The 24543-nt window shown below is 57.4% G+C and carries 24 protein-coding genes; 9 read left to right on the top strand and 15 right to left on the bottom strand.

Translation table 11 applies throughout. The features are described from left to right. The first annotated feature begins 18 nt into the window (after nucleotides 1–18). Nucleotides 19–735, top strand: coding sequence for a two-component system response regulator ArcA (gene arcA / locus ACW9E7_RS02025; RefSeq protein ID WP_003856501.1), 717 nt, complete (start codon nucleotides 19–21; stop codon nucleotides 733–735). Nucleotides 736–781: 46 nt separating this feature from the next. On the opposite strand, the gene creA is transcribed toward arcA, so the two are convergent. Further along, nucleotides 782–1255, bottom strand: a complete 474-nt coding sequence (creA, locus tag ACW9E7_RS02020) for a protein CreA (protein ID WP_045907753.1) — start codon at nucleotides 1253–1255, stop codon at nucleotides 782–784. A gap of 211 nt (nucleotides 1256–1466) precedes the next feature. Between creA and robA the strand changes: the two genes are divergently transcribed. Beyond that, a complete protein-coding gene (gene robA / locus ACW9E7_RS02015) occupies nucleotides 1467–2336 on the top strand; it encodes an MDR efflux pump AcrAB transcriptional activator RobA (RefSeq protein WP_111964082.1) in 870 nt (289 codons plus the stop codon). Here robA and gpmB read toward each other — a convergent pair. Next, complete coding sequence (gene gpmB / locus ACW9E7_RS02010) at nucleotides 2333–2980, bottom strand: 2,3-diphosphoglycerate-dependent phosphoglycerate mutase GpmB (protein ID WP_008502057.1); 648 nt, start codon at nucleotides 2978–2980, stop codon at nucleotides 2333–2335. The genes robA and gpmB overlap by 4 nt on opposite strands. Nucleotides 2981–3030: 50 nt before the next feature. Here gpmB and yjjX point away from each other — a divergent pair, with 50 nt between their 5' ends. After that, nucleotides 3031–3546, top strand: a complete 516-nt coding sequence (gene yjjX, locus ACW9E7_RS02005) for an inosine/xanthosine triphosphatase (protein ID WP_048961786.1) — start codon at nucleotides 3031–3033, stop codon at nucleotides 3544–3546. Here yjjX and trpR read toward each other — a convergent pair. Together trpR and sltY are read right to left on the bottom strand one after the other, a co-directional pair. Continuing rightward, nucleotides 3543–3869: a trp operon repressor gene (gene trpR / locus ACW9E7_RS02000; RefSeq protein WP_047747961.1), complete on the bottom strand. Its 327-nt coding sequence runs from the start codon at nucleotides 3867–3869 to the stop codon at nucleotides 3543–3545. The two genes, yjjX and trpR, sit on opposite strands and share 4 nt — an antisense overlap. 55 nt (nucleotides 3870–3924) lie before the next feature. Then, nucleotides 3925–5862: a murein transglycosylase gene (gene sltY / locus ACW9E7_RS01995; protein ID WP_458727185.1), complete on the bottom strand. Its 1938-nt coding sequence runs from the start codon at nucleotides 5860–5862 to the stop codon at nucleotides 3925–3927. 227 nt (nucleotides 5863–6089) lie between these two features. Here sltY and ettA point away from each other — a divergent pair, with 227 nt between their 5' ends. Further along, nucleotides 6090–7757 carry an energy-dependent translational throttle protein EttA gene (gene ettA, locus ACW9E7_RS01990; protein WP_458727184.1) on the top strand — a complete coding sequence of 556 codons (1668 nt, stop codon included), beginning with the start codon at nucleotides 6090–6092 and terminating at the stop codon, nucleotides 7755–7757. A gap of 93 nt (nucleotides 7758–7850) precedes the next feature. Here the strand turns inward: ettA and ACW9E7_RS01985 are convergent, their stop codons facing one another. Next, nucleotides 7851–8750: a LysR family transcriptional regulator gene (locus tag ACW9E7_RS01985; RefSeq protein WP_458727183.1), complete on the bottom strand. Its 900-nt coding sequence runs from the start codon at nucleotides 8748–8750 to the stop codon at nucleotides 7851–7853. Nucleotides 8751–8858: 108 nt separating this feature from the next. On the opposite strand from ACW9E7_RS01985, the gene ACW9E7_RS01980 reads away from it, so the two are divergent. After that, entirely contained in the window at nucleotides 8859–9860 is a 1002-nt protein-coding gene (locus ACW9E7_RS01980; protein WP_458727182.1) for a zinc-binding alcohol dehydrogenase family protein, read from the top strand. A 64-nt stretch (nucleotides 9861–9924) separates the two neighbouring features. Here ACW9E7_RS01980 and nadR read toward each other — a convergent pair whose 3' ends face one another. Genes nadR through serB form a run of 3 tightly spaced genes read right to left on the bottom strand, consistent with a single transcriptional unit; the run spans nucleotide 9925 to nucleotide 13558 of the window. Continuing rightward, entirely contained in the window at nucleotides 9925–11157 is a 1233-nt protein-coding gene (nadR, locus tag ACW9E7_RS01975; protein WP_006810194.1) for a multifunctional transcriptional regulator/nicotinamide-nucleotide adenylyltransferase/ribosylnicotinamide kinase NadR, read from the bottom strand. A 35-nt stretch (nucleotides 11158–11192) separates the two neighbouring features. Next, a complete protein-coding gene (radA, locus tag ACW9E7_RS01970; protein WP_136195633.1) occupies nucleotides 11193–12578 on the bottom strand; it encodes a DNA repair protein RadA in 1386 nt (461 codons plus the stop codon). Between the two features lie 11 nt (nucleotides 12579–12589). Continuing rightward, nucleotides 12590–13558, bottom strand: coding sequence for a phosphoserine phosphatase (serB, locus tag ACW9E7_RS01965; RefSeq protein WP_136195634.1), 969 nt, complete (start codon nucleotides 13556–13558; stop codon nucleotides 12590–12592). A 117-nt stretch (nucleotides 13559–13675) separates the two neighbouring features. Here serB and ACW9E7_RS01960 point away from each other — a divergent pair, with 117 nt between their 5' ends. Together ACW9E7_RS01960 and lplA are read left to right on the top strand one after the other, a co-directional pair. Then, a complete protein-coding gene (locus ACW9E7_RS01960) occupies nucleotides 13676–14320 on the top strand; it encodes a YtjB family periplasmic protein (protein ID WP_115876488.1) in 645 nt (214 codons plus the stop codon). Between the two features lie 39 nt (nucleotides 14321–14359). Then, complete coding sequence (gene lplA, locus ACW9E7_RS01955) at nucleotides 14360–15376, top strand: lipoate--protein ligase LplA (RefSeq protein ID WP_370732696.1); 1017 nt, start codon at nucleotides 14360–14362, stop codon at nucleotides 15374–15376. Nucleotides 15377–15437: 61 nt separating this feature from the next. On the opposite strand, the gene deoD is transcribed toward lplA, so the two are convergent. From deoD to deoC, 4 genes are all read right to left on the bottom strand, one after another. Beyond that, the gene (gene deoD / locus ACW9E7_RS01950; RefSeq protein ID WP_032643987.1) at nucleotides 15438–16160 is read right to left on the bottom strand and encodes a purine-nucleoside phosphorylase; all 723 of its coding nucleotides are present in this window, start codon (nucleotides 16158–16160) and stop codon (nucleotides 15438–15440) included. Nucleotides 16161–16249: 89 nt separating this feature from the next. Next, the gene (gene deoB / locus ACW9E7_RS01945; protein WP_127729560.1) at nucleotides 16250–17473 is read right to left on the bottom strand and encodes a phosphopentomutase; all 1224 of its coding nucleotides are present in this window, start codon (nucleotides 17471–17473) and stop codon (nucleotides 16250–16252) included. 53 nt (nucleotides 17474–17526) lie between these two features. Further along, nucleotides 17527–18849, bottom strand: coding sequence for a thymidine phosphorylase (gene deoA, locus ACW9E7_RS01940; RefSeq protein ID WP_458727181.1), 1323 nt, complete (start codon nucleotides 18847–18849; stop codon nucleotides 17527–17529). Between the two features lie 109 nt (nucleotides 18850–18958). Continuing rightward, on the bottom strand, nucleotides 18959–19738 hold the full coding sequence (gene deoC / locus ACW9E7_RS01935; protein ID WP_023303054.1) for a deoxyribose-phosphate aldolase: 780 nt from the start codon (nucleotides 19736–19738) through the stop codon (nucleotides 18959–18961). A gap of 262 nt (nucleotides 19739–20000) precedes the next feature. Here deoC and ACW9E7_RS01930 point away from each other — a divergent pair, with 262 nt between their 5' ends. After that, complete coding sequence (locus tag ACW9E7_RS01930; RefSeq protein WP_458727180.1) at nucleotides 20001–21548, top strand: YjjI family glycine radical enzyme; 1548 nt, start codon at nucleotides 20001–20003, stop codon at nucleotides 21546–21548. Beyond that, the gene (locus tag ACW9E7_RS01925; RefSeq protein ID WP_458727179.1) at nucleotides 21523–22383 is read left to right on the top strand and encodes a YjjW family glycine radical enzyme activase; all 861 of its coding nucleotides are present in this window, start codon (nucleotides 21523–21525) and stop codon (nucleotides 22381–22383) included. Before ACW9E7_RS01930 ends, ACW9E7_RS01925 begins: the two co-directional genes overlap by 26 nt. Here ACW9E7_RS01925 and ACW9E7_RS01920 read toward each other — a convergent pair. The 3 genes from ACW9E7_RS01920 to ACW9E7_RS01910 form a co-directional block, all read right to left on the bottom strand. Further along, nucleotides 22378–23160, bottom strand: coding sequence for a TatD family hydrolase (locus ACW9E7_RS01920; protein WP_458727178.1), 783 nt, complete (start codon nucleotides 23158–23160; stop codon nucleotides 22378–22380). The two genes, ACW9E7_RS01925 and ACW9E7_RS01920, sit on opposite strands and share 6 nt — an antisense overlap. After that, nucleotides 23157–24209: a patatin-like phospholipase family protein gene (locus ACW9E7_RS01915; protein WP_024908268.1), complete on the bottom strand. Its 1053-nt coding sequence runs from the start codon at nucleotides 24207–24209 to the stop codon at nucleotides 23157–23159. The genes ACW9E7_RS01920 and ACW9E7_RS01915 overlap by 4 nt, the downstream gene beginning before the upstream one ends. A 120-nt stretch (nucleotides 24210–24329) precedes the next feature. After that, nucleotides 24330–24491, bottom strand: a complete 162-nt coding sequence (locus ACW9E7_RS01910) for a DUF1328 domain-containing protein (RefSeq protein WP_003856556.1) — start codon at nucleotides 24489–24491, stop codon at nucleotides 24330–24332. Nucleotides 24492–24543 lie beyond the last annotated feature (52 nt).

Below are 24543 nucleotides of genomic sequence, written 5' to 3'. Positions count from 1 at the left end.
GCAATTTAGGTAGCAAACATGCAGACCCCGCACATTCTTATCGTTGAAGACGAGTTGGTAACACGCAACACGTTAAAGAGCATTTTCGAAGCAGAAGGCTACGATGTCTTTGAAGCGACCGATGGCGCAGAGATGCATCAGATCCTTTCTGAAAATGATATCAACCTGGTGATCATGGATATTAACCTGCCGGGCAAAAACGGTCTTCTTCTGGCGCGCGAACTGCGCGAGCAGGCGAACGTCGCGTTAATGTTCCTGACGGGCCGTGATAACGAAGTTGATAAAATTCTTGGCCTGGAAATCGGTGCGGATGACTACATCACCAAGCCGTTCAACCCTCGCGAGTTAACCATTCGTGCACGCAACCTGCTGTCCCGCACCATGAACCTGGGTACTGTCAGCGAAGAGCGTCGTAGCGTAGATAGCTACAAATTCAACGGCTGGGAACTTGATATTAATAGCCGCTCGCTGATTAGCCCGAACGGTGAGCAGTATAAACTGCCGCGCAGTGAATTCCGCGCGATGCTGCACTTCTGCGAAAACCCGGGAAAAATTCAGTCCCGTGCAGAACTGCTGAAGAAAATGACCGGCCGTGAGCTGAAGCCGCACGACCGTACCGTAGACGTCACTATCCGTCGTATTCGTAAACATTTCGAATCTACGCCAGATACGCCGGAAATCATCGCCACCATTCACGGCGAAGGGTACCGTTTCTGCGGCGATTTGCAGGAATAACCCCGCAGTTAATGCATTAAAAAACGGCGCTTATGCGCCGTTTTTTTTATTCCCGCCAGGGCATAATCGGCACCGCGCTGATCGCGTTTTTCGGTGACCCTTCCACCACTTTGTCAGAATAGGCCAGGTAGGCCAGCGTATTGCGTTTGGCATCGTAGAAACGCACAACCTGCAGCTTTTTGAACACCAGCGAGGTCCGTTTCTGGAATACCACGTCGCCCTGCGCTTTGCCGTTTTTAATTTTGTCGCTCAATTCAACCGGGCCCACCTGCTGACATGAGATCGCCGCATCGGAGGTATCTTCCGCCAGCCCCAGTCCGCCTTTGATGCCGCCCGTTTTCGCGCGGCTGACATAGCAGGTGACGTTTTTCACGTCCGGATCGTCAAACGCCTCCACCACGATTTTGTGGTCCGGGCCAAACATTTTGAACACGGTATCGACGGAACCAATCTGTTCCGCCTGTGCAGCGCGCCCGACCATCAACATCAGCGCGGTGAAGAGCAAAGTCTTGTATTTCATATTGTTACCATTCTTTAAAATTACACTGAGCAATTATTCAACACTTTAGACAAAAATGTAGCAAGATCACAGGATTAGAATATATCTGCCTGTAATGTGCTAGAAAAAGCATGAATGCGCAAAAAAAACACTGAATGCTAAAACATCAAAAAATGCTATTATCCGCTAACCTGTTATCAGGCACCTGCTGTTTTAAGGATGAGGATAGTATATGGATCAGGCTGGAATTATTCGCGACCTGCTCACCTGGCTGGAAGGTCATCTCGACCAGCCTTTGTCACTGGATCATGTGGCGGCTAAAGCAGGCTATTCCAAGTGGCATCTGCAAAGGATGTTCAAGGATGTCACCGGTCATGCTATCGGGGCCTATATTCGCGCACGTCGTTTATCAAAATCTGCTGTAGCATTGCGCCTCACCGCGCGGCCGATTCTGGATATTGCCCTGCAATATCGTTTCGATTCACAGCAGACATTCACCCGCGCCTTTAAAAAACAGTTCTTGTTGACGCCAGCGCTTTATCGTCGCTCGCCTGACTGGAGCTCGTTTGGCATGCGTCCGCCGCTGCGTCTGGGCGAGTTCGCAATGCCGAAGTACGACATTATTACACTGCCGGAAACCCATCTGATCGGCACAACGCAGAGCTACTCCTGTTCACTGGAGCAGATTTCCGAGTTCCGACATCAGATGCGCGTCCAGTTCTGGCGCGACTTCCTGAGCCACGCGCCGGCGATCCCGCCTATCCTGTATGGCCTCAACGAAACGCATCCAAGCCAGGAAAAAGACGACGAGCAGGAGGTGTTCTACACCACCGCGCTGACGCCAGAGATGGCCAACGGGTATATTCAGGGTTCGAAGCCTGTCGTGCTGGAAGGAGGCGAATACGTGATGTTCGCCTATGAAGGGCTGGGAACGGGGGTACAGGAGTTTATCCTGACCGTTTACGGTACCTGCATGCCAATGCTGAATCTTAATCGCCGTAAAGGTCAGGACATTGAGCGCTACTACCCGGCGCAGGATGCCAAACCGGAAGAAGGCCCAATCAATCTGCGTATGGAATTTTTGATTCCAATACGTCGTTAACGCTGCAGTTCGTCAAGCGCAGGGGCATCGAGATGCGAAATGTCCCCTGCCATCTCCACGACCCATCCTGACGCCAGCCACGCGCTTTCCTGATAATCAATTCGGGAAATGGAGCAGTTACGCAGACGCAAACGGCGCTCAGCGTAAGCCGGTAATCCCAGAATGGTGCTCACCAAGCATCCCAACGCAATCCCATGACTCACCAGCAGCGGACGGCTTCCCGCCGGAAGCTTCAGGCATTCCGCCAGTGCGGCATGCATACGGACGCTGAGCTCCTGCATGGATTCGCCCTCAGGAATACGGCCATCTTCGGTACCGTTCACCAGCGTGCGGCGCCAGCCCTCTTCCGTTTCCGTCAGCGTATCGATATGGCGTTTTTCCAGCACGCCCATATCCAGCTCGCGCAGGCGCGGCTCCAGCATGACGTCACAGCCGCAGGCGTCTGCAATGATGCGCGCCGTCTGCTGTGTGCGACCTAAATCGCTGGTAATGACGTGGGTAATGCCCAGCGTTCGGGCGCGTTCTGCCACCTGCCACGCTTGCTGCACGCCCTTCTCTGTAAGAGGACTGTCTGACTGGCCTTGAATACGTCGCTCGGCGTTCCACTGCGTTTCACCGTGGCGAACAAGGTATACCTGTAACATGCTTTTTTTCCGTTATACTGCGATGAGTTTTTTTTGAATCGAGCTTAATTATGCACCATGTTGTCTCTGCTACCACTAATCCTGCCAAAATTCAGGCAATTCTAAGGGCATTTGAAGAGATCTTCGGCGCAGGATCCTGCCATATTGAAGCCATCGGCGTCGAGAGTGGCGTTCCTGAACAGCCGTTTGGCAGCGAGGAAACGCGCGCTGGCGCACGAAACCGCGTGGCAAATGCCAGGGCTGCGGCACCGGATGCGGACTTTTGGGTGGCAATTGAAGCCGGTATCGACGAAGGCGCAACCTTTAGCTGGGTGGTGATCGAAAGCCGTGAACAGCGCGGTGAAGCGCGTTCAGCCACCCTGCCGCTTCCGGAGATTATTCTGGAAAAAGTCCGCGCGGGTGAAGCGCTTGGGCCGGTGATGTCGCAGTACACCGGCATTGATGAGATTGGCCGTAAAGAAGGGGCGATTGGCGTCTTTACCGCAGGCGCGCTGACGCGTTCAGGCGTTTATCATCAGGCGGTGATCCTGGCGTTAAGCCCGTTCCATAACGCGATTTATCGTTAGGTATTTTTCAGCAATACCGCTTCCAGCCACTGGCGCAGCTCAACGGGTGCCGACTTCAGGCTGTTCGATCCGCGGGTAATCGTTGCGATGCCCGCGCCGAGCTCATTTTTCAGCTCGCGCTGGCTCATCTCGCCGCGCAGCAACTCTTCAATGATGCGCACGCGCGTGCCCAGCGCCTCACGCTCGTCCGGCGTGAGCATCAGCTGCATAAGGGGTAAGTGCAAATCCTGCTCGTAAGACTGGCGAAGCAGCTCCACAAAACGAAGCCACTCCTGATGACGTTGTTCGGCCATTGCCGAGGAATACGGGGAATGCTGTGTCATGTTATGCTGCCTCTTGTACTCATTAGCGAGTACAGCATAACACAACCCGCGCCGATCAGTAACGTCTCTGCCACTCGGCATCACTCATCAGGGTATCTTTCTGCCCCATGAAGTAGCGATAGTAGGCGTCATAGGCCAGCACGTTCTTCACATAGCCGCGCGTTTCCGAGAACGGGATGCTCTCGACAAACGCCACGGCGTCAATGCGTCCGGCGCTGTTGCCGAGCCAGGTACGCACGCGACCCGGCCCCGCGTTATACGCCGCCGACGAGAAGATGCGGTTATTGCCGAACTGCTGATACACGTACTGCAGGTAGCTGGTACCGATGTTGATGTTGGTATCTGGATCCAGAAGCTGTGACGGGCTGCTGTAGCCAGGAATATTAAACATCTTCACCGTGTGCGTCGCCGTGCCCGGCATAATCTGCATCAGGCCGCTGGCGCCCACCGGGGAACGGACTTTCGGGTTCCATGCGCTCTCCTGACGGGCAATTGCCATCGCGTAGCTTTGCGGGATATCTTTGCCGCTGGTGTAGCGATCGAACAGATCCTTGTAAGCCAGCGGGAAACGCTCTTCGAGATGATCCCAAAGCTTACCGGCGATCGTCGCCTGCACGCTCAGATCCCACCAGTGGTTATCAAAAGCATAGCGGGCAAGCTGGGCTTTCTCGTCGGTGCTGCGGCTGGTCACCAGATTCGCCCACTCGCTGCGCGCGGTATTATCCATATTCCAGTACATCAGCTCGCGCACGCGCGCCATTTCTGGCCCCTGCGTCAGCGCCGGGTTCGCGTTGGCTGGCGCTTTATCAATGCGGAAGGTGTACTCCTCGCCCAGGCGCTGCGCGGCTGCCATCGGGTAGAACCCGCGCTGCTGCATCAGCGTATGGAGAATTTCTTTGGCCTCGTCATCACGACCGCGCTCCATCAGCAGATCGGCCTGCCAGTAGCGCCATTCGTCCTTCTCTTTGGCCTCCATAGGCAACCGCGCAAGCCAGGTATTCAGCCCACGGCGATCTCCCGTACCCAGCGCCATGCGCACGCGACGTTCCACCAGAGACGTGGAGTTCGAACGCATAATGGCATCGTCACGCCAGCGCGCCTGTTCATCGGTCACATCCGTGCCCATCAGTCGCCACGCCACGATGTCGCGCAGCTCCTGGGTTTGTTCCTCATTAAGCTGCTGCGCCTGCACCAGCTGCGGGATCATCAGCCGCGCGTTTTCCACATCGTCACGCGCCACGCTGGCAAAGGCCACCGCCGCCATCTGGCGGGTAAAATCGGTCGCGCCCGTACTGCGGGCAAAGGTCAGCACGCTGTTGGGATCGTTAGCCAGCGAGATAACCGCGGTGGAGATCGTCTGGTAATCGGACGGCATCTGCCCCGCCAGCGTGGTCACCAGACGCGTGTTGCCGGCTTTCATCGCCAGACGGATGCGCTCAAGGTAGGACAGCGGATCCTGCTTGCCGGATGCGCGCCACGCGCCGAACAGGGAGTCACAGGCGTTCGGCTGGTTTTTCCCGGTCAGCCAGAGCTCTTTCGCCCCGGCCCAGGCCTCTTCCTGCTGGCCGGTCGCCCATTTTGCGTAGTAGTAGTTACACTGGGCTTCGGTGGTATTCGGCTTTTCAGGGCTAAACGCCAGCAGTCCGCGCCAGTCTTCGCGACGCGCCAGCTCATTCACAAAACGAGACTGGAGATTTCGGGCTGGCGGCAGGGTCGGGTTCGCCTGAATGAAGTTATTCACGGTGACGGTGGGCTGGTTCATGAGATCGTCCGTGATCTGGCGATACTCGAGATACGGATACAGCGGATAATCCTTTAGCGTCGGCATCAGCGCCTGCACGGTATCCATCTGCTTGTTGTCCCACGCCTGTTTAATCTGGGCGTAGCGGTTGCGTTGTTCATCCAGTGAATCGGCATGCACCGCCTGGCTTACCGCCATTACGCATACGCTGGCAGCCAGCAGACGCCAGACCACCCGTTTGGCTTTTTCCACAAGCTCTTCCTCATTGTTTTTTCGTCAATTGCAGCGTCTTGCCACGTCAAAGTCTAATTAACTTATGCTAACCAGGCATCCTTCAACGCGCCACGTCGTGGACACTTTTTTACCTTTCTTGCGCGTTTTAACACTCCCGACGTTCCTGGCTGGGATTAGGGCGGGAAAAAGGCTACACTTCGAGGCTGAAATTCCTTCTCATTACGATAAAAGAGGCGAAGTCCAACGTGGCTCAATTCGTTTATACCATGCATCGTGTCGGCAAAGTTGTCCCGCCGAAACGTCATATTCTTAAAAATATCTCGCTGAGCTTCTTCCCGGGCGCAAAAATCGGTGTTCTGGGTCTCAACGGTGCCGGTAAGTCCACCCTGCTGCGCATCATGGCCGGCATTGATACAGACATCGAAGGTGAAGCCCGTCCGCAGCCTGGCATCAAGATTGGCTACCTGCCGCAGGAACCTCAGCTGAACCCGGAACACACCGTTCGCGAATCCGTTGAAGAAGCGGTTTCCGAAGTGGTTAACGCCCTGAAAGGCCTGGATGAAGTGTATGCCAAATACGCCGAGCCGGATGCGGACTTCGACAAGCTGGCCGCACAGCAGGGCAAGTATGAAGAGATCATCCAGGCGCACGACGGCCACAACCTGAACGTGCAGCTGGAGCGCGCGGCAGATGCCCTGCGTCTGCCGGACTGGGATGCGAAAATCGCGAACCTCTCCGGGGGTGAACGCCGCCGCGTGGCGCTGTGCCGCCTGCTGCTGGAAAAACCAGATATGCTGTTGCTCGACGAACCAACCAACCACCTGGATGCGGAATCCGTGGCGTGGCTGGAGCGCTTCCTGCACGACTTCGAAGGCACCGTTGTGGCGATTACCCACGACCGTTACTTCCTCGACAACGTCGCCGGCTGGATCCTGGAGCTGGACCGCGGTGAAGGTATTCCGTGGGAAGGCAACTACTCCTCCTGGCTGGAGCAAAAAGATCAGCGTCTGGCGCAGGAAGCTTCTCAGGAAGCGGCGCGCCGTAAGTCTATCGAGAAAGAGCTGGAGTGGGTTCGTCAGGGCGCGAAAGGCCGTCAGTCTAAGGGCAAAGCCCGTCTGGCACGCTTTGAAGAGCTGAACAACACCGAATACCAGAAACGTAACGAAACCAACGAACTGTTTATTCCACCTGGAGCACGTCTGGGGGATAAAGTGGTTGAAGTGACCAACCTGCGTAAGTCTTACGGCGACCGTGTGCTGATCGACGACCTGACCTTCTCCGTACCGAAAGGCGCTATCGTCGGCATCATCGGTCCGAACGGCGCGGGTAAATCGACCCTGTTCCGCATGATGTCCGGTCAGGAACAGCCTGACAGCGGCTCTATCACCCTGGGTGAGACCGTGAAGCTGGCCTCCGTTGAGCAGTTCCGTGACGCGATGGACAACAGCAAAACCGTGTGGGAAGAAGTGTCCGGCGGCCTGGATATCATGCGCATCGGCAACACCGAGATGCCAAGCCGCGCCTACGTTGGTCGCTTTAACTTCAAAGGCACCGATCAGGGCAAACGTGTAGGCGAGCTGTCCGGCGGTGAGCGCGGTCGTCTGCACCTGGCGAAGCTGCTGCAGGTGGGCGGTAACGTTCTGCTGCTCGATGAACCAACAAACGACCTGGATATCGAAACCCTGCGCGCGCTGGAAAACGCCCTGCTGGAGTTCCCGGGCTGCGCGATGGTTATCTCGCACGACCGCTGGTTCCTCGACCGTATCGCGACCCACATTCTGGACTACCAGGACGAAGGTAAGGTGGAGTTCTTCGAAGGTAACTTCACCGAATACGAAGAGTACAAGAAACGCACGCTGGGCGCCGACGCGCTGGAGCCGAAGCGTATTAAGTATAAGCGTATTGCTAAGTAAGTGCCCAAAAAGCCGGGTGGCGCTCACGCTTACCCGGCCTACGGTTCTGCGCTGTTTGTAGGCCGGGTAAGGCGAAGCCGCCACCCGGCTTTTTTATTTGCCCACGTAATACCGCTTCACCTCGTCAAACTGCATCGCAAACTCGATATAGCTCATCAGCGCGGGCGAATTCAGCTTGCGGCTCGGGTAGGCCAGCCAGAGGTCGTTGCCTTCAACGTTCCACTCCGGCAGCACCTGCACCAGCGCGCCCTTTTCAACCTTATCTCCCAGCAGAAATGCAGGAAGCAGCGTGATCCCCGCCCCGGCCATCGCGCACTCGCGGGCGTACACCAGATTATCGGTCATGTGCGCGTTATCCGGCAGGTAGCGGTAATCCTCATTCTCGCTTCGCAGAAGCCACTCCGACCAGGCTCTGTGCGTAATGCTGCGGTGCTCCACCAGCTGACGGGGATGCGTTAGCGGCGCCCGGCGCGCCAGATATTCCGGCGAGGCCAGCATGTAGCGCGGACAGTGCCCGATCATTCGGCCAATCAGGGAGGAGTCCTGCGGCTTGCCGGTACGCAGCGCCACGTCAAAGCCGGACTCGACCAGATCCACCACATCATCAGAGATCGACACGTCCAGCGAAACCTCAGGATAGCGAAGCTGGAACTCGGCATTCATATGCGCCAGCAGCGTCGCGCCAATCCCAGCCGGACAGGTGATGCGCAGCCGCCCGCTCGGGTTTTCGCGCAGGCGCTGAATGGCATACTCCGCCCGCTCGCTGGCCGCCAGCATTTCGCGGCAGTGCACCAGATAGTGCTCGCCCGCAAACGTCAGGTTCAGCCTGCGGGTAGTGCGGTTAAGCAGGCGGATACCCACCTGCTGCTCCAGCTGGCTAATTCGCTGGCTGACGCTGGATTTCGGCAGTTCGGCTTTCTGGGCTGCCGCGGTAAAGCTGCCCATCTCCGCCACCAGCGCGAAAAGCGCCATATCCTGCAGCTGTTTAAACATGATTGTTCATCCTGTACGAACGCTGAGTTCTTGATTGTCCATCTTATCATGCGGCTGGCCACTTAATAGACTAGCCTCAACAAAACGCATGCCATTGAGGAGCACACCATGTCAATGAAAGCCATTGCCGTGAACCCGGAAAATCCGTCCACCTTCATTGAAATCACCCCGCCGATGCCGCATCCCGGCGAGCACGATCTGCTGGTGGAGGTGAAAGCCGTCTCGGTTAACCCGGTCGATACCAAAGTCCACGCGGGCATTGCCAAAAACGGACTGAACGAGCCGCGCATTCTCGGGTGGGATGCCAGCGGGATCGTCAAAGCCGTTGGGACGGGCGTCACCGGATTCAAACCGGGAGATGAAGTGTGGTACGCGGGCGACATCACCCGCCCGGGCAGCAACACCACGCATCAGCTGATTGATGCGCGCATTGTCGGGCGCAAGCCTGCAAGCCTCGGCTGGGCCGCTGCCGCTGCACTGCCGTTGACCGCACTCACCGCGTGGGAAGGCCTGTTTGAACGGCTGAACATTCAGGATGCCGGCGCGGACAAAACCCTGCTGATCATTGGCGGCGCGGGCGGCGTGGGATCGCTGGCGATCCCGTTTGCGAAGCACAACAGCAAGGTGAAGATCGTCGCAACCGCGTCTCGCGAAGATTCCGCCCGGTGGTGCCGCGATCGCGGTGCAGATGTGGTGGTGAACTACCGCGATCTGAAAGGCGAACTGGCGAAACACGGGCTCAAATTTGTGGATTACATTTTCATCCTCAACGACACCGACGGACACTGGGATGCGGTCAGCGAACTGATTGCCCCACAGGGGCATATCTGTTCCATCGTGGAGAATGAACACCCGCTGAACCAGGACAAGCTGAAGTCGAAATCCGCCGCCCTGCACTGGGAATTTATGTACACCCGCAGCATGTACCAGACCGCGGATATGGCGCGTCAGGGTGAGATCCTCAATGAGGTGGCGAAGCTGGTAGATAATGGCGTGGTGGAAAGCTCACTGAGTGAAACGCTGCACGGGCTGAGCGTGGAGAGCATTACCGAGGCGCACCGTAAGGTACTGGACGGGCATATGCGCGGAAAAGTGGTGGTTGAGTTCTGAGTGGCTTGATGCCCTCAACCCGGCCCTCTCCCGCAGGGAGAGGGTTAGGGTGAGGGGTAAGTTTTTACCCCTGCTCCCCCATCATCTCCTTCACCAGCTCTACGCAGCGCAGGAAACGGGAGTCGTAGTCCGACTCTTCCACGTGCACAAACTCAACGTTGTTTTCGTTGAGCATCTCCACCAGCATGGACTGGAATTCACGCCTGTCAACGGAGCTGCCGAGGCTGCGCATGCCGTCGGCCACCCACGGGGTGTTGTTTTCCAGCAGGATCACCAGGTCAAAGCGATATTCGTCAATCAGCGCCTGCACGAACGGGTGCTCGCGCCCTTCGTATTTTTTACAGAACGCCTGAGTGGTGACGAAATCGGTATCGATAAACGCCACCTTGTTGGCATATTTCACTGCGAAATCAATGTACTGAGCGTGGCCGAGCGCGATTTTGTCATAGTCGGAATACTGCAGCGCCATCTCGTCGCCGCCCAGGTGCGAGAAGACATAATCGCGGCCGTACTCCCATGCGCTGGTGGTATTGAAGATATTCGCCAGCTTGTTGACCAGCGTTGATTTACCGCTCGACTCGCCGCCCAGGATCGCGACGGTGCGCACAAAGAACGGCTTCACCTCGGTCGGGATGTAATCCCAGTAGCGGAACGGGTTTTCGCGGATCTGCGCTCCGCTGATGTTCATGAAGGTGCGTTTCGGATCGATCAGCACCGTCTCGATGCCCAGATGCTCGCGGAACTGCGGCGCATCGGACTCTTCAGAGGTGTAGATCCAGTTAGGCGCAATGCCCTTCTCTTCCATAAACGCTTTGATGCCGTTGCTCCACACGTCCCAGCCGTGCGGATACGGCTCCATGCCCTCTTCGTTAAAGGCATGAATGCGAATGTTTTTCTGGTACTTGAAGGTCTGAAGCAGCCAGCGCAGGCGGTCAGGCACGGTCGGCTGCTGCGACATGGCGCTGTCCTCAAACAGCTGACGATCGCGGGTTTCATCGTAGCCCATGATGATGTGCAGCTCGTCAACCTGGCTACAGGCTCGCTGGATCAGATAGATATGCCCGGTATGCAGCGGGTAAAACTTGCCGAACACCACGCCGATGTTCTTTTGCATACGCGGGAATTCCAGCCCCAGAAAGCGGTGCAGCGCTTCCAGCTTCTGCGCGCTGGGGCTTTTGATTTTGGCGTTCAGCAGCTGGCTCAGGTAGCCCTTAGTCATGCCGCTGGCGTCCGCCACCTGCTGCAGCGTGCAGCCCTTCTGGCGGATAGCGGTCTTGATGTAGTCAAATGATGACATAAATTACGGTGCCTCCTGCAAAATCGAATACGTAATTATAAGTCGTCAAAGACATTTAACGCATCTGCGAGTTTCTTCACGCCGAAAACCTGCATCCCTTCCGGGATTTTTTTCGGCACGTTAGCAGCGGGAACGATAGCCCGGCGGAAACCGTGTTTTGCCGCCTCGGAGATACGCTCCTGGCCGCTGGGCACCGGACGGATTTCCCCGGCGAGGCCCACCTCACCGAAGACGACCAGATCCTGCGGCAGCGGCCTGTCGCGCAGGCTTGAGACCATCGCCAGCAGCAGCGCCAGGTCTGCGCTGGTCTCAGTGACTTTCACGCCCCCCACCACGTTAACGAAAACGTCCTGATCCGCCATCTGCAGCCCACCGTGACGGTGCAGCACCGCCAGCAGGATCGCCAGACGGTTCTGTTCCAGACCGACCGCCACGCGCCGCGGGTTGCCCATCATCGACACGTCCACCAGGGCCTGAATTTCGACGAGCAGCGGGCGCGTGCCTTCCCACAGCACCATCACCGAACTGCCGGAGGTGGTCTCATCTCCCCGGCTCAGGAAGATCGCCGACGGGTTGCTGACTTCGCGCAGCCCCTGCTCGGTCATGGCAAACACGCCTAACTCGTTCACCGCCCCAAAGCGGTTTTTATGGCTGCGCAGGGTACGGAAGCGGGAGTCCGCGTCGCCGTCGAGCATCACGGAGCAGTCGATACAGTGTTCGAGCACTTTAGGTCCGGCCAGCGAGCCGTCTTTGGTCACGTGGCCGACCATCACAATCGCCACGCCGCGCGTTTTGGCAAAGCGCGTCAGGTAGGCCGCCGTTTCACGCACCTGCGCCACGCTGCCCGGCGAGGACTGAATGTCCGCCATGTGCATCACCTGGATGGAGTCGATCACCATCAGCTTCGGCTGCTCTTCTTCGGCGATCATGCAGATCTGCTCGATGCTGGTTTCGGAGAGCATGTTCAGATTGCCGGTCGGCAGGCCCAGACGGTGCGCGCGCATCGCCACCTGCTGCAGTGATTCTTCGCCCGTGACGTACAGGGTTTTCATCTGTTCGGCGAGCTTGCAGAGCGTTTGCAGCAGCAGGGTCGATTTACCCGCGCCCGGGTTACCGCCGATCAAAATGGCGCTCCCCGGCACCACGCCGCCGCCGAGCACGCGGTCAAACTCTTTGAACCCGGTGGAGAAGCGCGGCAGCTCTTCGAGGCTGATGTCCGAAAGTTTTTGCACCTTCGCCACGCCCGCATTGCCCGCGTAGCCGCTCAGGCGTTCATTGCGCGCCACGCTCGGCGAAGCCGCCACACCACGCACTTCGGTGATGGTGTTCCAGGCATGACAGGCGCTGCATTGCCCCTGCCAGCGCGGATAATCCGCACCACATTCATTACAGACAAATGCGCGTTTTGGAGCTTTCGCCACGGTTTACCTCGTTATTTCTGATTAAGGCTGCCGGAGAGAATGCAGAACACCCCCATCAGGTCAGCGTGACGGATAGTGACTTCCGTCTTTTCATTCACTTTTGGCTTGGCATGGTAGGCAATGCCCAGGCCGGCCGCTTTGATCATCGGCAGGTCGTTCGCGCCGTCCCCGATAGCGACGGTCTGGATAACCGGAATTTCATATTTTTCCGCCAGACGCGTCAGCGTATTGGCTTTGTACTGGGCATCCACAATATCGCCGATCACCTGGCCGGTCAGCTTGCCGTCCATGATCTCCAGCTCATTGGCCACCACGGTGGTCAGATGCAGTTTTTCCCGCAGGTAATCCGCGAAGAAGGTGAAGCCACCGGAGGCGATTGCCACCTTCCAGCCGAGGGACTGTAGCTTCAGCACCAGCTGCGTCAGCCCTGGCATCAGCGGCAGTACGTCGCGTACCTGGCGCAGAATGTTGGCATCGGCCCCTTTCAGGGTCGCCACGCGCTGACGCAGGCTGGCGGTGAAATCCAGCTCGCCGCGCATCGCACGCTCGGTGACTTCCGCCACCAGCTCGCCGCTGCCCGCCAGCTTCGCAATTTCGTCGATACACTCGATCTGAATGGCGGTAGAGTCCATGTCCATGACCAGCAGGCCAGGCGTTTTCAGGTGCGGAATTTTACCCAGCGGCGCGACGTCCAGCCCGGCGTCATGCGCCAGACGCGTGGCGCGCTGCGTCAAAGAGCCCGCCAGGCGAATGACCTGATAGTCTTCCACGCACCAGGCGGCGACGATGACCATCGCGGCCCCCAGTTTGGTTTGATACTGGGTCAGGCGTTGCTTATCCAGACCGCGTCCATAGAGGAGCCAGCCGCTACGACCGGCATGGTAATCCAGAGGCATCACCTCATCGCCACTTAAAGAGAGCGGCAATCCTGGCCATAAAGAGACATCCGTTGGCAGGTCACACCAGGTAATGTTCGGCATTAAAGCTCCTGTAATTTCGTTCGCGCCGGAAGGTTGCAGAGGGAAAATAACGCATGAGGCTACCCTGTAACCATCACTTCTGGCAACATTAAGCCGTAAATTTTCAGCAGGTGGAATATGGCTCGCGCAAAACTGAAATTCCGGCTCCATCGCGCCGTGATCGTCCTTTCCTGTCTCGCACTCTTAGTGGTGCTGATGCAGGGGGCATCGTGGTTTAGCCAGAATCATCAACGGCAACGCAACCCGCAGTTTGAAGAGCTGGCCCGCACGCTGGCACGCCAGGTGACGCTCAACGTCGCACCGTCCATGCGAACCGAAACGCCGGACGATAAGCGAATAGGCCAGGTTTTACGCCTGCTCACGGAGAATAGCCGCATTCTTGATGCGGGCGTCTATGATGAGCAAGGCAACCTGATTGCCCGCGCGGGCGAACATGTCGACGTGCGCGACAGGCTGGCGCTTGACGGTAAAAAAGCCGGCGGCTACTTCAACCAGCAGCTTGTTGAACCTATTCAGGGTAAGAATGGCCCCCTGGGGTATCTGCGCCTGACGCTCGACACCCACACCCTGCCCACTGAAGCCAAACAGGTCGATAATACCACCAATATTCTGCGCCTGATGCTGCTGCTTTCACTCGCCATCGGCGTTGTGCTGGCGCGCACCCTGCTTCGCGGCAAGCGCTCGCGATGGCAGCAATCCCCGTTCCTGCTGACCGCCAGCAGATCCGTTCCCGAAGACGAAGAGAGCGAGAAGAAAGAATAGTGATAAAGTAGGCGAACGATTCGGAAAAGGAACTTTGCCATGACGACGTTACGCCTGCTTATCTCTGACTCTTACGATCCCTGGTTTAATCTCGCTGTAGAAGAGTGCATTTTCCGCCAGATGCCTGCCACCCAGCGCGTCCTGTTTCTCTGGCGTAACGCCGATACGGTCGTGATCGGCCGCGCGCAAAACCCTTGGAAAGAGTGCAATACGCGGCGTATGGAAGAGGATAACGTCCGCCTCGCGCGCCGGAGCAGCGGCGGTGGCGCGGTCTTTCACGATCTGGGCAATACCTGCTTTACCTTTATGGCGGGAAAACCGGAATACGACAAAACCATCTCAACTTCGATTGTCCTCAATGCGCTGAATTCACTCGGCGTGACGGCTGAAGCCTCCGGACGTAACGATCTGGTGGTGAAAACCCCCGAGGGCGACCGGAAGGTCTCCGGCTCCGCCTACCGCGAAACGATGGATCGCGGGTTCCACCACGGCACCCTGCTGCTGAATGCCGATCTCAGCCGTCTGGCGAACTACCTTAATCCTGATAAGAAAAAGTTACAGGCTAAGGGCATTACGTCCGTACGCGGGCGCGTGGCAAATCTGGTGGAGCTGCTGCCGGGGATTACGCACGAGCAGATTTGCGACGCGATCCGTGAAGCGTTCTTTGAACATTACGGCGAGCGCGTGGAAGCAGAAGTGATCTCCCCAGACAAAACCCCGGATCTGCCCAACTTCGCCGAAACCTTCGCCCGCCAGAGCAGCTGGGAGTGGAACTTCGGTCAGGCCCCTGCCTTTTCCCATCTGCTGGACGAGCGTTTTACCTGGGGCGGCGTGGAGCTGCATTTTGACGTGGAGAAAGGCCATATCACCCGCACGCAGGTGTTTACCGATAGCCTGAACCCGGCACCATTAGAGGCGCTGGCGGCACGTTTGCAGGGCTGTTTGTACAGGGCGGATATGCTGCAGCAGGAATGCGACGCGTTGATCGGAGATTTCCCTGAGCAGGAAAAAGAGCTGCGGGAGCTGTCGGCGTGGATTGCACAGGCCGTGCGCTAGGTGCGGTCTGGTACCCTCACCCCAGCCCTCTCCCACAGGGAGAGGGAGGGCAGAGACAGAATTACGCTTTATCGCCCAGCAGAACGGATTCCAGCGCGATTTTGATCATGTCGTTGAAGGTAGTCTGACGCTCGGCAGCGGTGGTCTGCTCGTGGGTACGGATGTGGTCAGACACGGTGCAGATGGTCAGCGCTTTCGCACCAAACTCAGCCGCGACGCCGTAGATACCCGCCGCTTCCATTTCCACGCCCAGAATGCCGTATTTCTCCATCACGTCGAACATCTCGCCGCCGTCCGGTGCATAGAACAGGTCCGCAGAGAAGATGTTACCCACGCGCGCTTCAACGCCCAGCGCTTTTGCTGCGTCAACCGCGTCGCGCACCATGCCGAAGTCAGCAATCGCTGCGAAGTCATGGTCTTTGAAACGCATACGGTTAACTTTGGAATCGGTGCAGGCACCCATACCGATAACGATGTCGCGCAGCTTAACGTCCATGCGCACCGCGCCGCAGGAGCCAACGCGGATAATTTTCTTCACGCCGAAATCGGTGATCAGCTCTTTAGTGTAGATAGAGCAGGATGGGATACCCATACCGTGGCCCATAACGGAAATTTTGCGGCCTTTATAGGTACCGGTGAAGCCCAGCATGCCGCGAACGTTGTTCACTTCACGCACGTCTTCCAGGAAGGTTTCTGCAATGTGCTTCGCGCGCAGCGGGTCGCCCGGCATCAATACGACGTCAGCGAAATCACCCATTTCTGCATTAATGTGAGGAGTTGCCATCTTCAGTTCCTTTAACATTGTTTATTCTTTTCACCCTCTCCCGCAGGGAGAGGGCTGGGGTGAGGGCATCAGACCTCACCCTACATGATTCAGAACATGGCCTTGCCATATTCCATGTCAGACGTACCAAAGTATTTGGCGATAGTCTGGCCGATGTCCGCGAAGGTTTCACGGTGCCCCAGCGAGCCTGGCTTCACTTTCGGGCCGTACACCAGCACCGGAATGTGCTCACGGGTGTGGTCGGTACCGGTCCAGGTTGGGTCACAGCCGTGGTCCGCGGTCAGGATCAGAATGTCATCTTCACCCACCAGCTCCATCAGCTCCGGCAGACGGCGGTCGAACAGTTCCAGACCGGCCGCATAGCCTGCGACGTCGCGACGGTGACCCCAGGAGGAGTCGAAGTCCACGAAGTTGGTGAAGACAATGGTCTTGTCGCCCGCTTCTTTCATCTCTTTGATGGTGGCATCGAACAGCGCATCCAGACCGGTCGCTTTGACCTTTTTGGTGATGCCGCAGTTAGCGTAGATATCCGCGATTTTACCCACGGACACCACGTGACCGTCCTTCTCTTCAACCAGCTTCTGCAGCACGGTTGGCGCCGGCGGCTCAACGGCCAGATCGTGACGGTTACCGGTACGCTGGAAGTTACCCGCTTTGTCGCCGATAAACGGACGCGCGATCACGCGCCCAATGTTGTAGCCGCCTTCGGTCAGCTCTTCACGGGCGATTTCGCACAGCTCGTAGAGTTTATCCAGGCCATACGTTTCTTCATGGCACGCAATCTGGAACACGGAGTCAGCAGAAGTGTAGAAAATCGGCTTGCCGGTTTTCATGTGCTCTTCGCCGAGCTGATCCAGAATCACGGTACCGGAGGAGTGGCAGTTACCCAGGTAACCCGGCAGGTTGGCACGCTTCACCAGCTTATCGAGCAGCTCCTGCGGGAAGCTGTTCTCGTGATCGGAGAAATAGCCCCAGTCGAACAGCACCGGCACACCGGCGATTTCCCAGTGGCCAGACGGGGTGTCTTTACCGGAGGAGAGCTCGTGAGCCCAGGCGTAGGCGCCCACGACTTCCGCGTTGCCGTCCATACCGGCTGCGATTTTACCGGTAGAGCCTTCATGCGCTTTCACCAGCCCGAGGCGGGTCAGGTTAGGTAGAGTCAGAGGGCCTTTACGACCGTTGTCCGCTTCGCCTTTCGCACAGGCTTCCGCGATGTGACCCATGGTATCGGAACCCACGTCACCAAAACGTTCTGCATCTTCGGTTGCGCCGATGCCGAATGAGTCCAGCACCATAATAAATGCACGTTTCATAATTGTTCTCCGTACGTAGTGCTTCAAAAATTATCGATCAGATCAGTATACCGCTATTCGGTGATACGGCGATAGACAGTCGGTGTGGTTTCCGGTGCTTTATCGTCAAGCGTAATAGCCGCTTTCACCGCTTTAGCCGCTTCCTGCCAGCTGGCTTCATCTTTGGCGTGGATCACCGCCAGCGGACGCTGGCCATCAACGCTGTCGCCCAGACGAGCCATATCGGTAAAGCCGACGCTGTAATCAATGGTGTCTGACGCCTGACGGCGCCCGCCGCCCATCGAGACCACCGCCATACCCAGCGCGCGGGTATCCATGGCGGAGACAAACCCTTCGCTATCGGCATACACCGCTTTGCTGAGCGTCGCGGTCGGCAGGTACTTCGCATAGTTTTCGACGAAATCGGTCGGGCCTTTCTGCGCGGCAACCATGCGGCCAAAGATCTCCGCCGCTTTGCCGTTGTCCAGCACCACCTGCAGTTTTGCGCGGGCGTCAGCGTCGTCTTTGGCGAGCTTGCCGGAGATTAACATCTCAACGCACAGCGCCATGGTCACGTCAAACAGACGCGGGTTGCGGTATTCACCGGTCAGGAACTGCACCGCTTCACGCACTTCGACGGCGTTACCGGCGCTGGAGGCCAGCACCTGGTTCATGTCGGTGAGCAGTGCGGTGGTGCGCACGCCCGCGCCGTTGGAGACGCCAACGATCGCTTCGGCAAGCTGCGCAGAGAGTTCATAGGTTGGCATAAAGGCGCCGCTGCCGACCTTCACGTCCATCACCAGCGCGTCCAGCCCTTCCGCCAGCTTCTTCGCCAGGATAGAGGCGGTGATCAGCGGGATGGAGTCAACGGTCGCGGTGATGTCGCGGGTCGCGTAGAAACGCTTGTCTGCCGGAGCAAGAGAGCTGGTCTGGCCGATAATCGCCACACCAACGTCTTTAATAATGTCGCGGAAGCGGTTGTCGTCCGGGAAGATATCGAAACCCGGAATGGCTTCCAGTTTGTCGAGCGTACCGCCGGTGTGGCCCAGGCCGCGTCCGGAGATCATCGGGATGTAACCACCACAGGCTGCCACCATTGGGCCAAGCATCAGGGAGGTCACGTCGCCCACGCCGCCAGTGGAGTGTTTATCCACAATCGGGCCGTTAAGGTTGAGGCTTTTCCAGTCCAGAACGGTTCCTGAATCTCGCATCGCCATGGTCAGCGACACGCGCTCAGGCATCGACATATCGTGGAAGAAAATGGTCATCGCCAGAGCAGCAATCTGCCCTTCTGAGACGGTGTTATCACGAATGCCGTTGATGAAGAAGCGGATCTCTTCGTCGCTTAATGCATGACCATCACGTTTTTTACGAATAATTTCTTGTGCGAGAAACACGGTAACCTCCATGCGGAATCGGGGGAGTTGTGGCGGGTGGCGTTACGCTTACCCGCCCTACGATCCTGTAGGCCGGATAAGCGAAGCGTCATCCGGCGTTGTATGGCAATCAGTAGCTGCTTGCGCTCTTACCGTCGCCGTGACCCAGCGCTTTCAGCAGGCTGGCCAGCAGGCTGGAGGCGCCGAAGCGGTAGTGACGGGAATCGGCCCAGTCGGCGCCAAACAGCTCGTCGGCAATCGCCAGGAACTGCTGCGCGTCTTCCGCGGTACGCACGCCGCCCGCAGGTTTGAAACCGACGGTTTTGGACACGCCCATGTCGCGGATAACTTCCATCATGATGCGCGCGCTTTCCGGGGTCGCATTCACCGGCACTTTACCGGTAGAGGTTTTAATGAAATCCGCACCGGCTTTGATGGAGATTTCAGACGCCTTACGAATCAGCGCCTCTTCTTTAAGCTCGCCGGTTTCGATGATCACTTTCAGCAGCACGTTTGCCGCCGCACACGCGTCTTTACAGGCTTTCACCAGGTCAAAACCGACCTGCTCGTTACCGGCGATCAGCGCGCGGTACGGGAACACCACGTCAACTTCGTCTGCGCCGTAGGCAATCGCCGCGCGGGTTTCTGCCAGCGCAATGTCGATATCGTCGTTGCCGTGCGGGAAGTTAGTCACGGTTGCAATGCGCACGTCCGGGGTGCCCTGCTCTTTCAGCGTCTTACGGGCAATCGGGATAAAGCGCGGGTAGATACAAACGGCTGCGGTATTACCCACCGGCGTTTTCGCCTGATGGCACAGGGCGATGACTTTCTCATTGGTGTCGTCATCGTTCAGGGTGGTCAGGTCCATCAGTTTCAACGCGCGCAGGCTGCTTGCAGTTAAATCGGTCATAACATTCTCCAACGGCAGTGCCGTATAAATTTTACCTTGCGGGTCTGTGAGTATTCTAACATTCACCCGCATCCACACTTCGACATTCATCACAGTTAATGAAAACTGCGTACTAATTTGCATTACTGTAATGAGATCTTCTTCAAACTTTAGTGCGCAAATTGCCGACTAAAGCAGCAATACCCCCTGTGGGATCAAAAGCGCCAACAGGCAGGCTTTCTACAATCCGTTCATCATCCGCAGAACATTCAAGGAAGCGAATATGCCCCACTCCAGCCCCGACGCCCTGCAGCAACGTTGCCAGCAGATTGTGACAAGCCCGGTGTTAACCCCGGAACAAAAACGTCATTTTCTGGCGCTGGAAGCGGAAAACAACCTGCCGTATCCGGCACTTCCTGAAGCTGCGCGCGCCGCGCTGGACGAGGGGTTTATCTGCGACATGTTCGAAGGCCATGCGCCTTACAAACCCCGTTACGTTCTGCCGGATTACGCAAAATTTCTGGCTAATGGTTCAGAATGGCTTGAGCTGGAAGGGGCAAAAGATCTCGACGATGCCCTCTCGCTGTTAACCATCCTCTACCATCATGTTCCGTCCGTCACATCGATGCCGGTCTATCTCGGTCAGCTTGATGCGTTGCTGCAACCTTATGTTAGAATTCTAACACAAGAAGAGATCGATAGCCGAATAAAACGTTTCTGGCGCTATCTCGACCGTACGCTGCCGGATGCCTTTATGCACGCAAACATCGGGCCTGCTGACGGCCCCATCACCCGTGCCATTCTGCGGGCCGATGCAGAGCTGAAGCAGGTCGCGCCAAACCTGACCTTTATCTACGATCCCGATATCACCCCGGACGACTTGCTGCTTGAGGTAGCAAAAAACATATGTGAATGCAGCAAACCGCATATTTCTTATGGCCCGGTGAATGATAAAATTTTCACAAAAGGCCGTTACGGCGTGGTGAGCTGTTACAACTCCCTGCCGCTTGCAGGCGGTGGCAGCACCCTGGTGCGCCTTAACCTCAAAGCCATTGCTGAACGCAGCACATCCATTGAAGACTTCTTTACCCGCACGCTCCCGCACTACTGCCAGCAGCAAATGGCCATCATCGATGCACGCTGCGGTTTCCTGTACGAGCAATCTGGCTTCTTTGAGAATAGCTTCCTGGTGAAAGAGGGGCTGATTGATGCCGATCGGTTTGTGCCGATGTTTGGCATGTACGGCCTGGCGGAAGCGGTAAACTCGCTTTGTGAGAAAGCAGGAATAGCGGGACGCTACGGAAAAGATGAGCAGGCCAACGCGCTGGGCTATCGCATCAGCGAACAGCTTGCGGCGTTTGTCGAAAACACGCCGGTGAAGCACGCCTGGAAGCAGCGCGCGATGCTTCATGCCCAGTCGGGGATCAGCTCCGATTCGGGTACCACGCCAGGCGCGCGCCTGCCCTACGGCGAAGAGCCGGATCCCATCAGCCACCTGCTGGCGGTGGCTCCCCATCACAAGCACTACGCTTCCGGGATAAGCGATATTCTGACGCTGGATGAAACGGTAAAACGCAACCCTCAGGCGGTGGTTCAGCTTTGCCTGGGCGCGTTCAGGGCCGGTATGCGTGAATTTACCGCCAACGTAGCGGGTAACGATCTGGTCCGCGTGACCGGCTATATGGTTCGCTTGTCGGATCTGGAGAAATACCGGGAAGCCGGATCGCGCACCAATACCACGTGGCTGGGGGAAGAAGCCGCACGCAATACCCGTATTCTGGAACGTCAGCCGCGCGTGATAAGCCATGAACAGCAGATGCGCTTTAGTTAGTCAGGTCATCCCTTTTTCCTGCGTGGACGGGCCGGGCAGCCGCCTGGCCCTGTTCCTGCAGGGCTGCAACCTGCGCTGTAAAACCTGCCACAACCCGTGGACGATCGGCCGCTGCAATGACTGCGGGGACTGCGTGCCCCACTGCCCGCACGACGCGCTGACCATTCAGGCCGGGCGCGTCTGGTGGCAGGAGAGCGACTGCCAGCAGTGCGACACCTGCCTGCACCTGTGCCAGCAGCAGGCGACGCCCATGGCGCACCGCTTCAGCGTGGAGGAGATCCTCACCCAGGTCCGCAAATCCGCACCGTTTATCGAAGGGATCACCGTAAGCGGCGGGGAAGCCACAACTCAATTGCCGTTTTTAGTGACGCTATTCTCTGCGATCAAAGCCGATCCCGCCCTGAATCATCTGACCTGCCTGGTCGACAGCAACGGCTTGTTAAGCGAAACCGGCTGGCAAAAGCTGCTGCCGGTACTGGATGGCGCGATGCTGGACCTGAAGGCGTGGGGGAACGAACACCACCGCTTCCTGACCGGGCGCGAAAACCCGCAGATCAAGCAGAGCATCCGCTGGCTGGCAGATCGTCACCGTTTGACGGAACTCCGCCTGCTGGTTATTCCGGGGCAGTGTGACTATCTGGAAAACCTCAAGCCGCTAACGACCTTTATCCACGGGCTTGGAAATGTGCCGGTGCGCATCAACGCGTTTCATGCGCACGGCGTATACGGTGAGGCGGCGTCGTGGCGCAGCGCCACGCCGGAAGACGTTGAACCGCTGGCGCGGGCGCTGGAAAAACAGAAAATAACGGTGATCCGCCCGGCGCTTTATCTATAGCGTGATGCCAAATACCGAACGCGTATTTTCCAGCAGCGCATCGGCAATCACCTCTTCCGGCTCCTGACGCAGTTCACACAGGGTGGTGAACACGCGCGCCGCCTGTTCCGGGCGATTCGGCTGTCCCTGAAAACCGTTCAGCGGCATATCCGGCGCGTCAGTTTCCAGCAGAAGCGCCGACAGCGGCAGCTGTGCCATCACGTCACGGGTTTTACTGGCGCGCGGATAGGTGATGGTGCCACCCACACCAATTTTATAGCCCAGTTCAATGAAACGCTGCGCCTGCTGCAGGCTGCCGGAGAAACCATGCACGACGCCCCTGCGCGGCAGATCGATGCGTTTCAGGTGCATCGCCAGCTTATCGTGCGTGCGTCTTGAGTGGAGGATCACCGGCAGATCGTGGCGCTTCGCCAGCCTGAGCTGCGCGTCGAGGATCGTCTGCTGGCGCTCAAACTGCGGATCCTCGCGATAAAGATCGAGGCCGATCTCACCGATGGCGACAAGCTTGTCGCCTGCGGTCTGCAGTACCTCATCAAGCCTCTCAATGTGCTCATCCCGATGTCGCTCAATCACAATCGGATGCAGGCCGAGCGCGGCATAGAGTGCGGAGTGCCGCATGGAAAGATCCAGCACCCGGGAAAAGTAAGCCGCTTCCACTGAAGGCACAATGATGGCCTGAACGCCTGCCTCGGCCGCTTTCGCAATACTGCGTTCTTCATCTCCCGTAAACGGCGGGAAATCGAAGTGGCAGTGGGTATCAATAAAGCGGTGCGTCACGCCAGATCCTCATTATCCAGTAAAGCGTCATTCGCCTGCGGAATATCCACAAGCGGCATCGTCAGGGCATCGTTAGCGACAATCGCAGGCGGCGTAATAATGCGTTTATGGCGATGAAGCGGCGGTTGCTCCGCCAGCATTTTCCCCACCGTCGCCAGGAAGTAGCGCCCACACAGCCGCCCCGTTTTGTAATCCATACGCAGCGCAGGAACGCGACTGCCCAGCGCCATGCTCAGCAGCGGCTTAGGCGGATAAATTTCAAAAATACGCAGCTTACCCGGCGGCTTTTCAATGAAGCGCTGCATCGCGCCATAGGTGGTTTCATGCTGCTTCGCGATGTTCACCAGCGGCTGCAGGCTGCTGTCGCCCAGCCAGCGCTCCATCCGCTTAAACCACTGCGGGGTGTAATACATTTGCGACGGCACGGTACGGATCACCACGATGGTTTTCGCCCCGCGACGGGCGGCTTCCTGCACCGGCACCGCGTCACTGATCCCGCCGTCAAGATAGCTAATACCGTCCAGCAGGGCGCCGGTACGATAAAAACCGGGGATCGCGCTGGAGGCGCGGATGATGTCCAGCCAGTTCTCCTTCTGAGGAGAAAAATAGCCCGGCGAATAGTCATCGCCCCGGCTGGCGCACATCCAGAACTCTTTGCCGCTATCAAACAGACGTGCGGCGGTGTCCATGGCCAGCGGCATCTGGCTGGAGGTCGACTCCAGCAGCCAGTCGAGATCGATCAGGTTGCCGCCGCGCACAAAGCGCACAGGATTAAAAAATTCTTTCGCCGTGGTATAGCGCATGATGACCTTTCGCGCGTAGCCGGGCTGGTTGCAGACATAGGCCGACAGGTTCTGCGCCCCGGCAGACGTGCCGAAATAGAGGTCAAACGGGTTGAACTGCGCGCGCATAAACTCATCCAGCACACCGGCGGTGAAAATGCCGCGCTGTCCGCCACCCTCGCAGACCAGCGCGAGTTGACCTGCGCGGAACGGTTTTAACGTCAGCGGCGCAATATTGCCGAGCGTAACGGGAATTCGTTGCCCCACCTCTGCTTTCCTGTTTTGATTATTTTATAACACCACAGTAACGCACCCGACCTGTTACGCAAATAAGAAAAAGCCAGTCACAGTGACTGGCTTTATTTTGTTGAAGGAATATTGCGTTTGCTACGGACGTCGACGTCCCGTAAACAGGCTGACCAGGAACAGAATAATACCCACAACGAAGACAATTTTAGCTGCCCATGCCGCTGTACCTGCCAGTCCACCAAAGCCCAATGCGGCGGCAATTAACGCGATAACCAGAAATATAATGCCCCAACGAAACATAAGCTTCTCCTTTACCATAGTTAATGTCGGCCGCTAAACGTGAGCGCTCAGG

The sequence above is a fragment of the Enterobacter sp. H2G27 genome (assembly GCF_054403075.1).
This window is presented reverse-complemented; position numbering and strand designations above follow the sequence as displayed.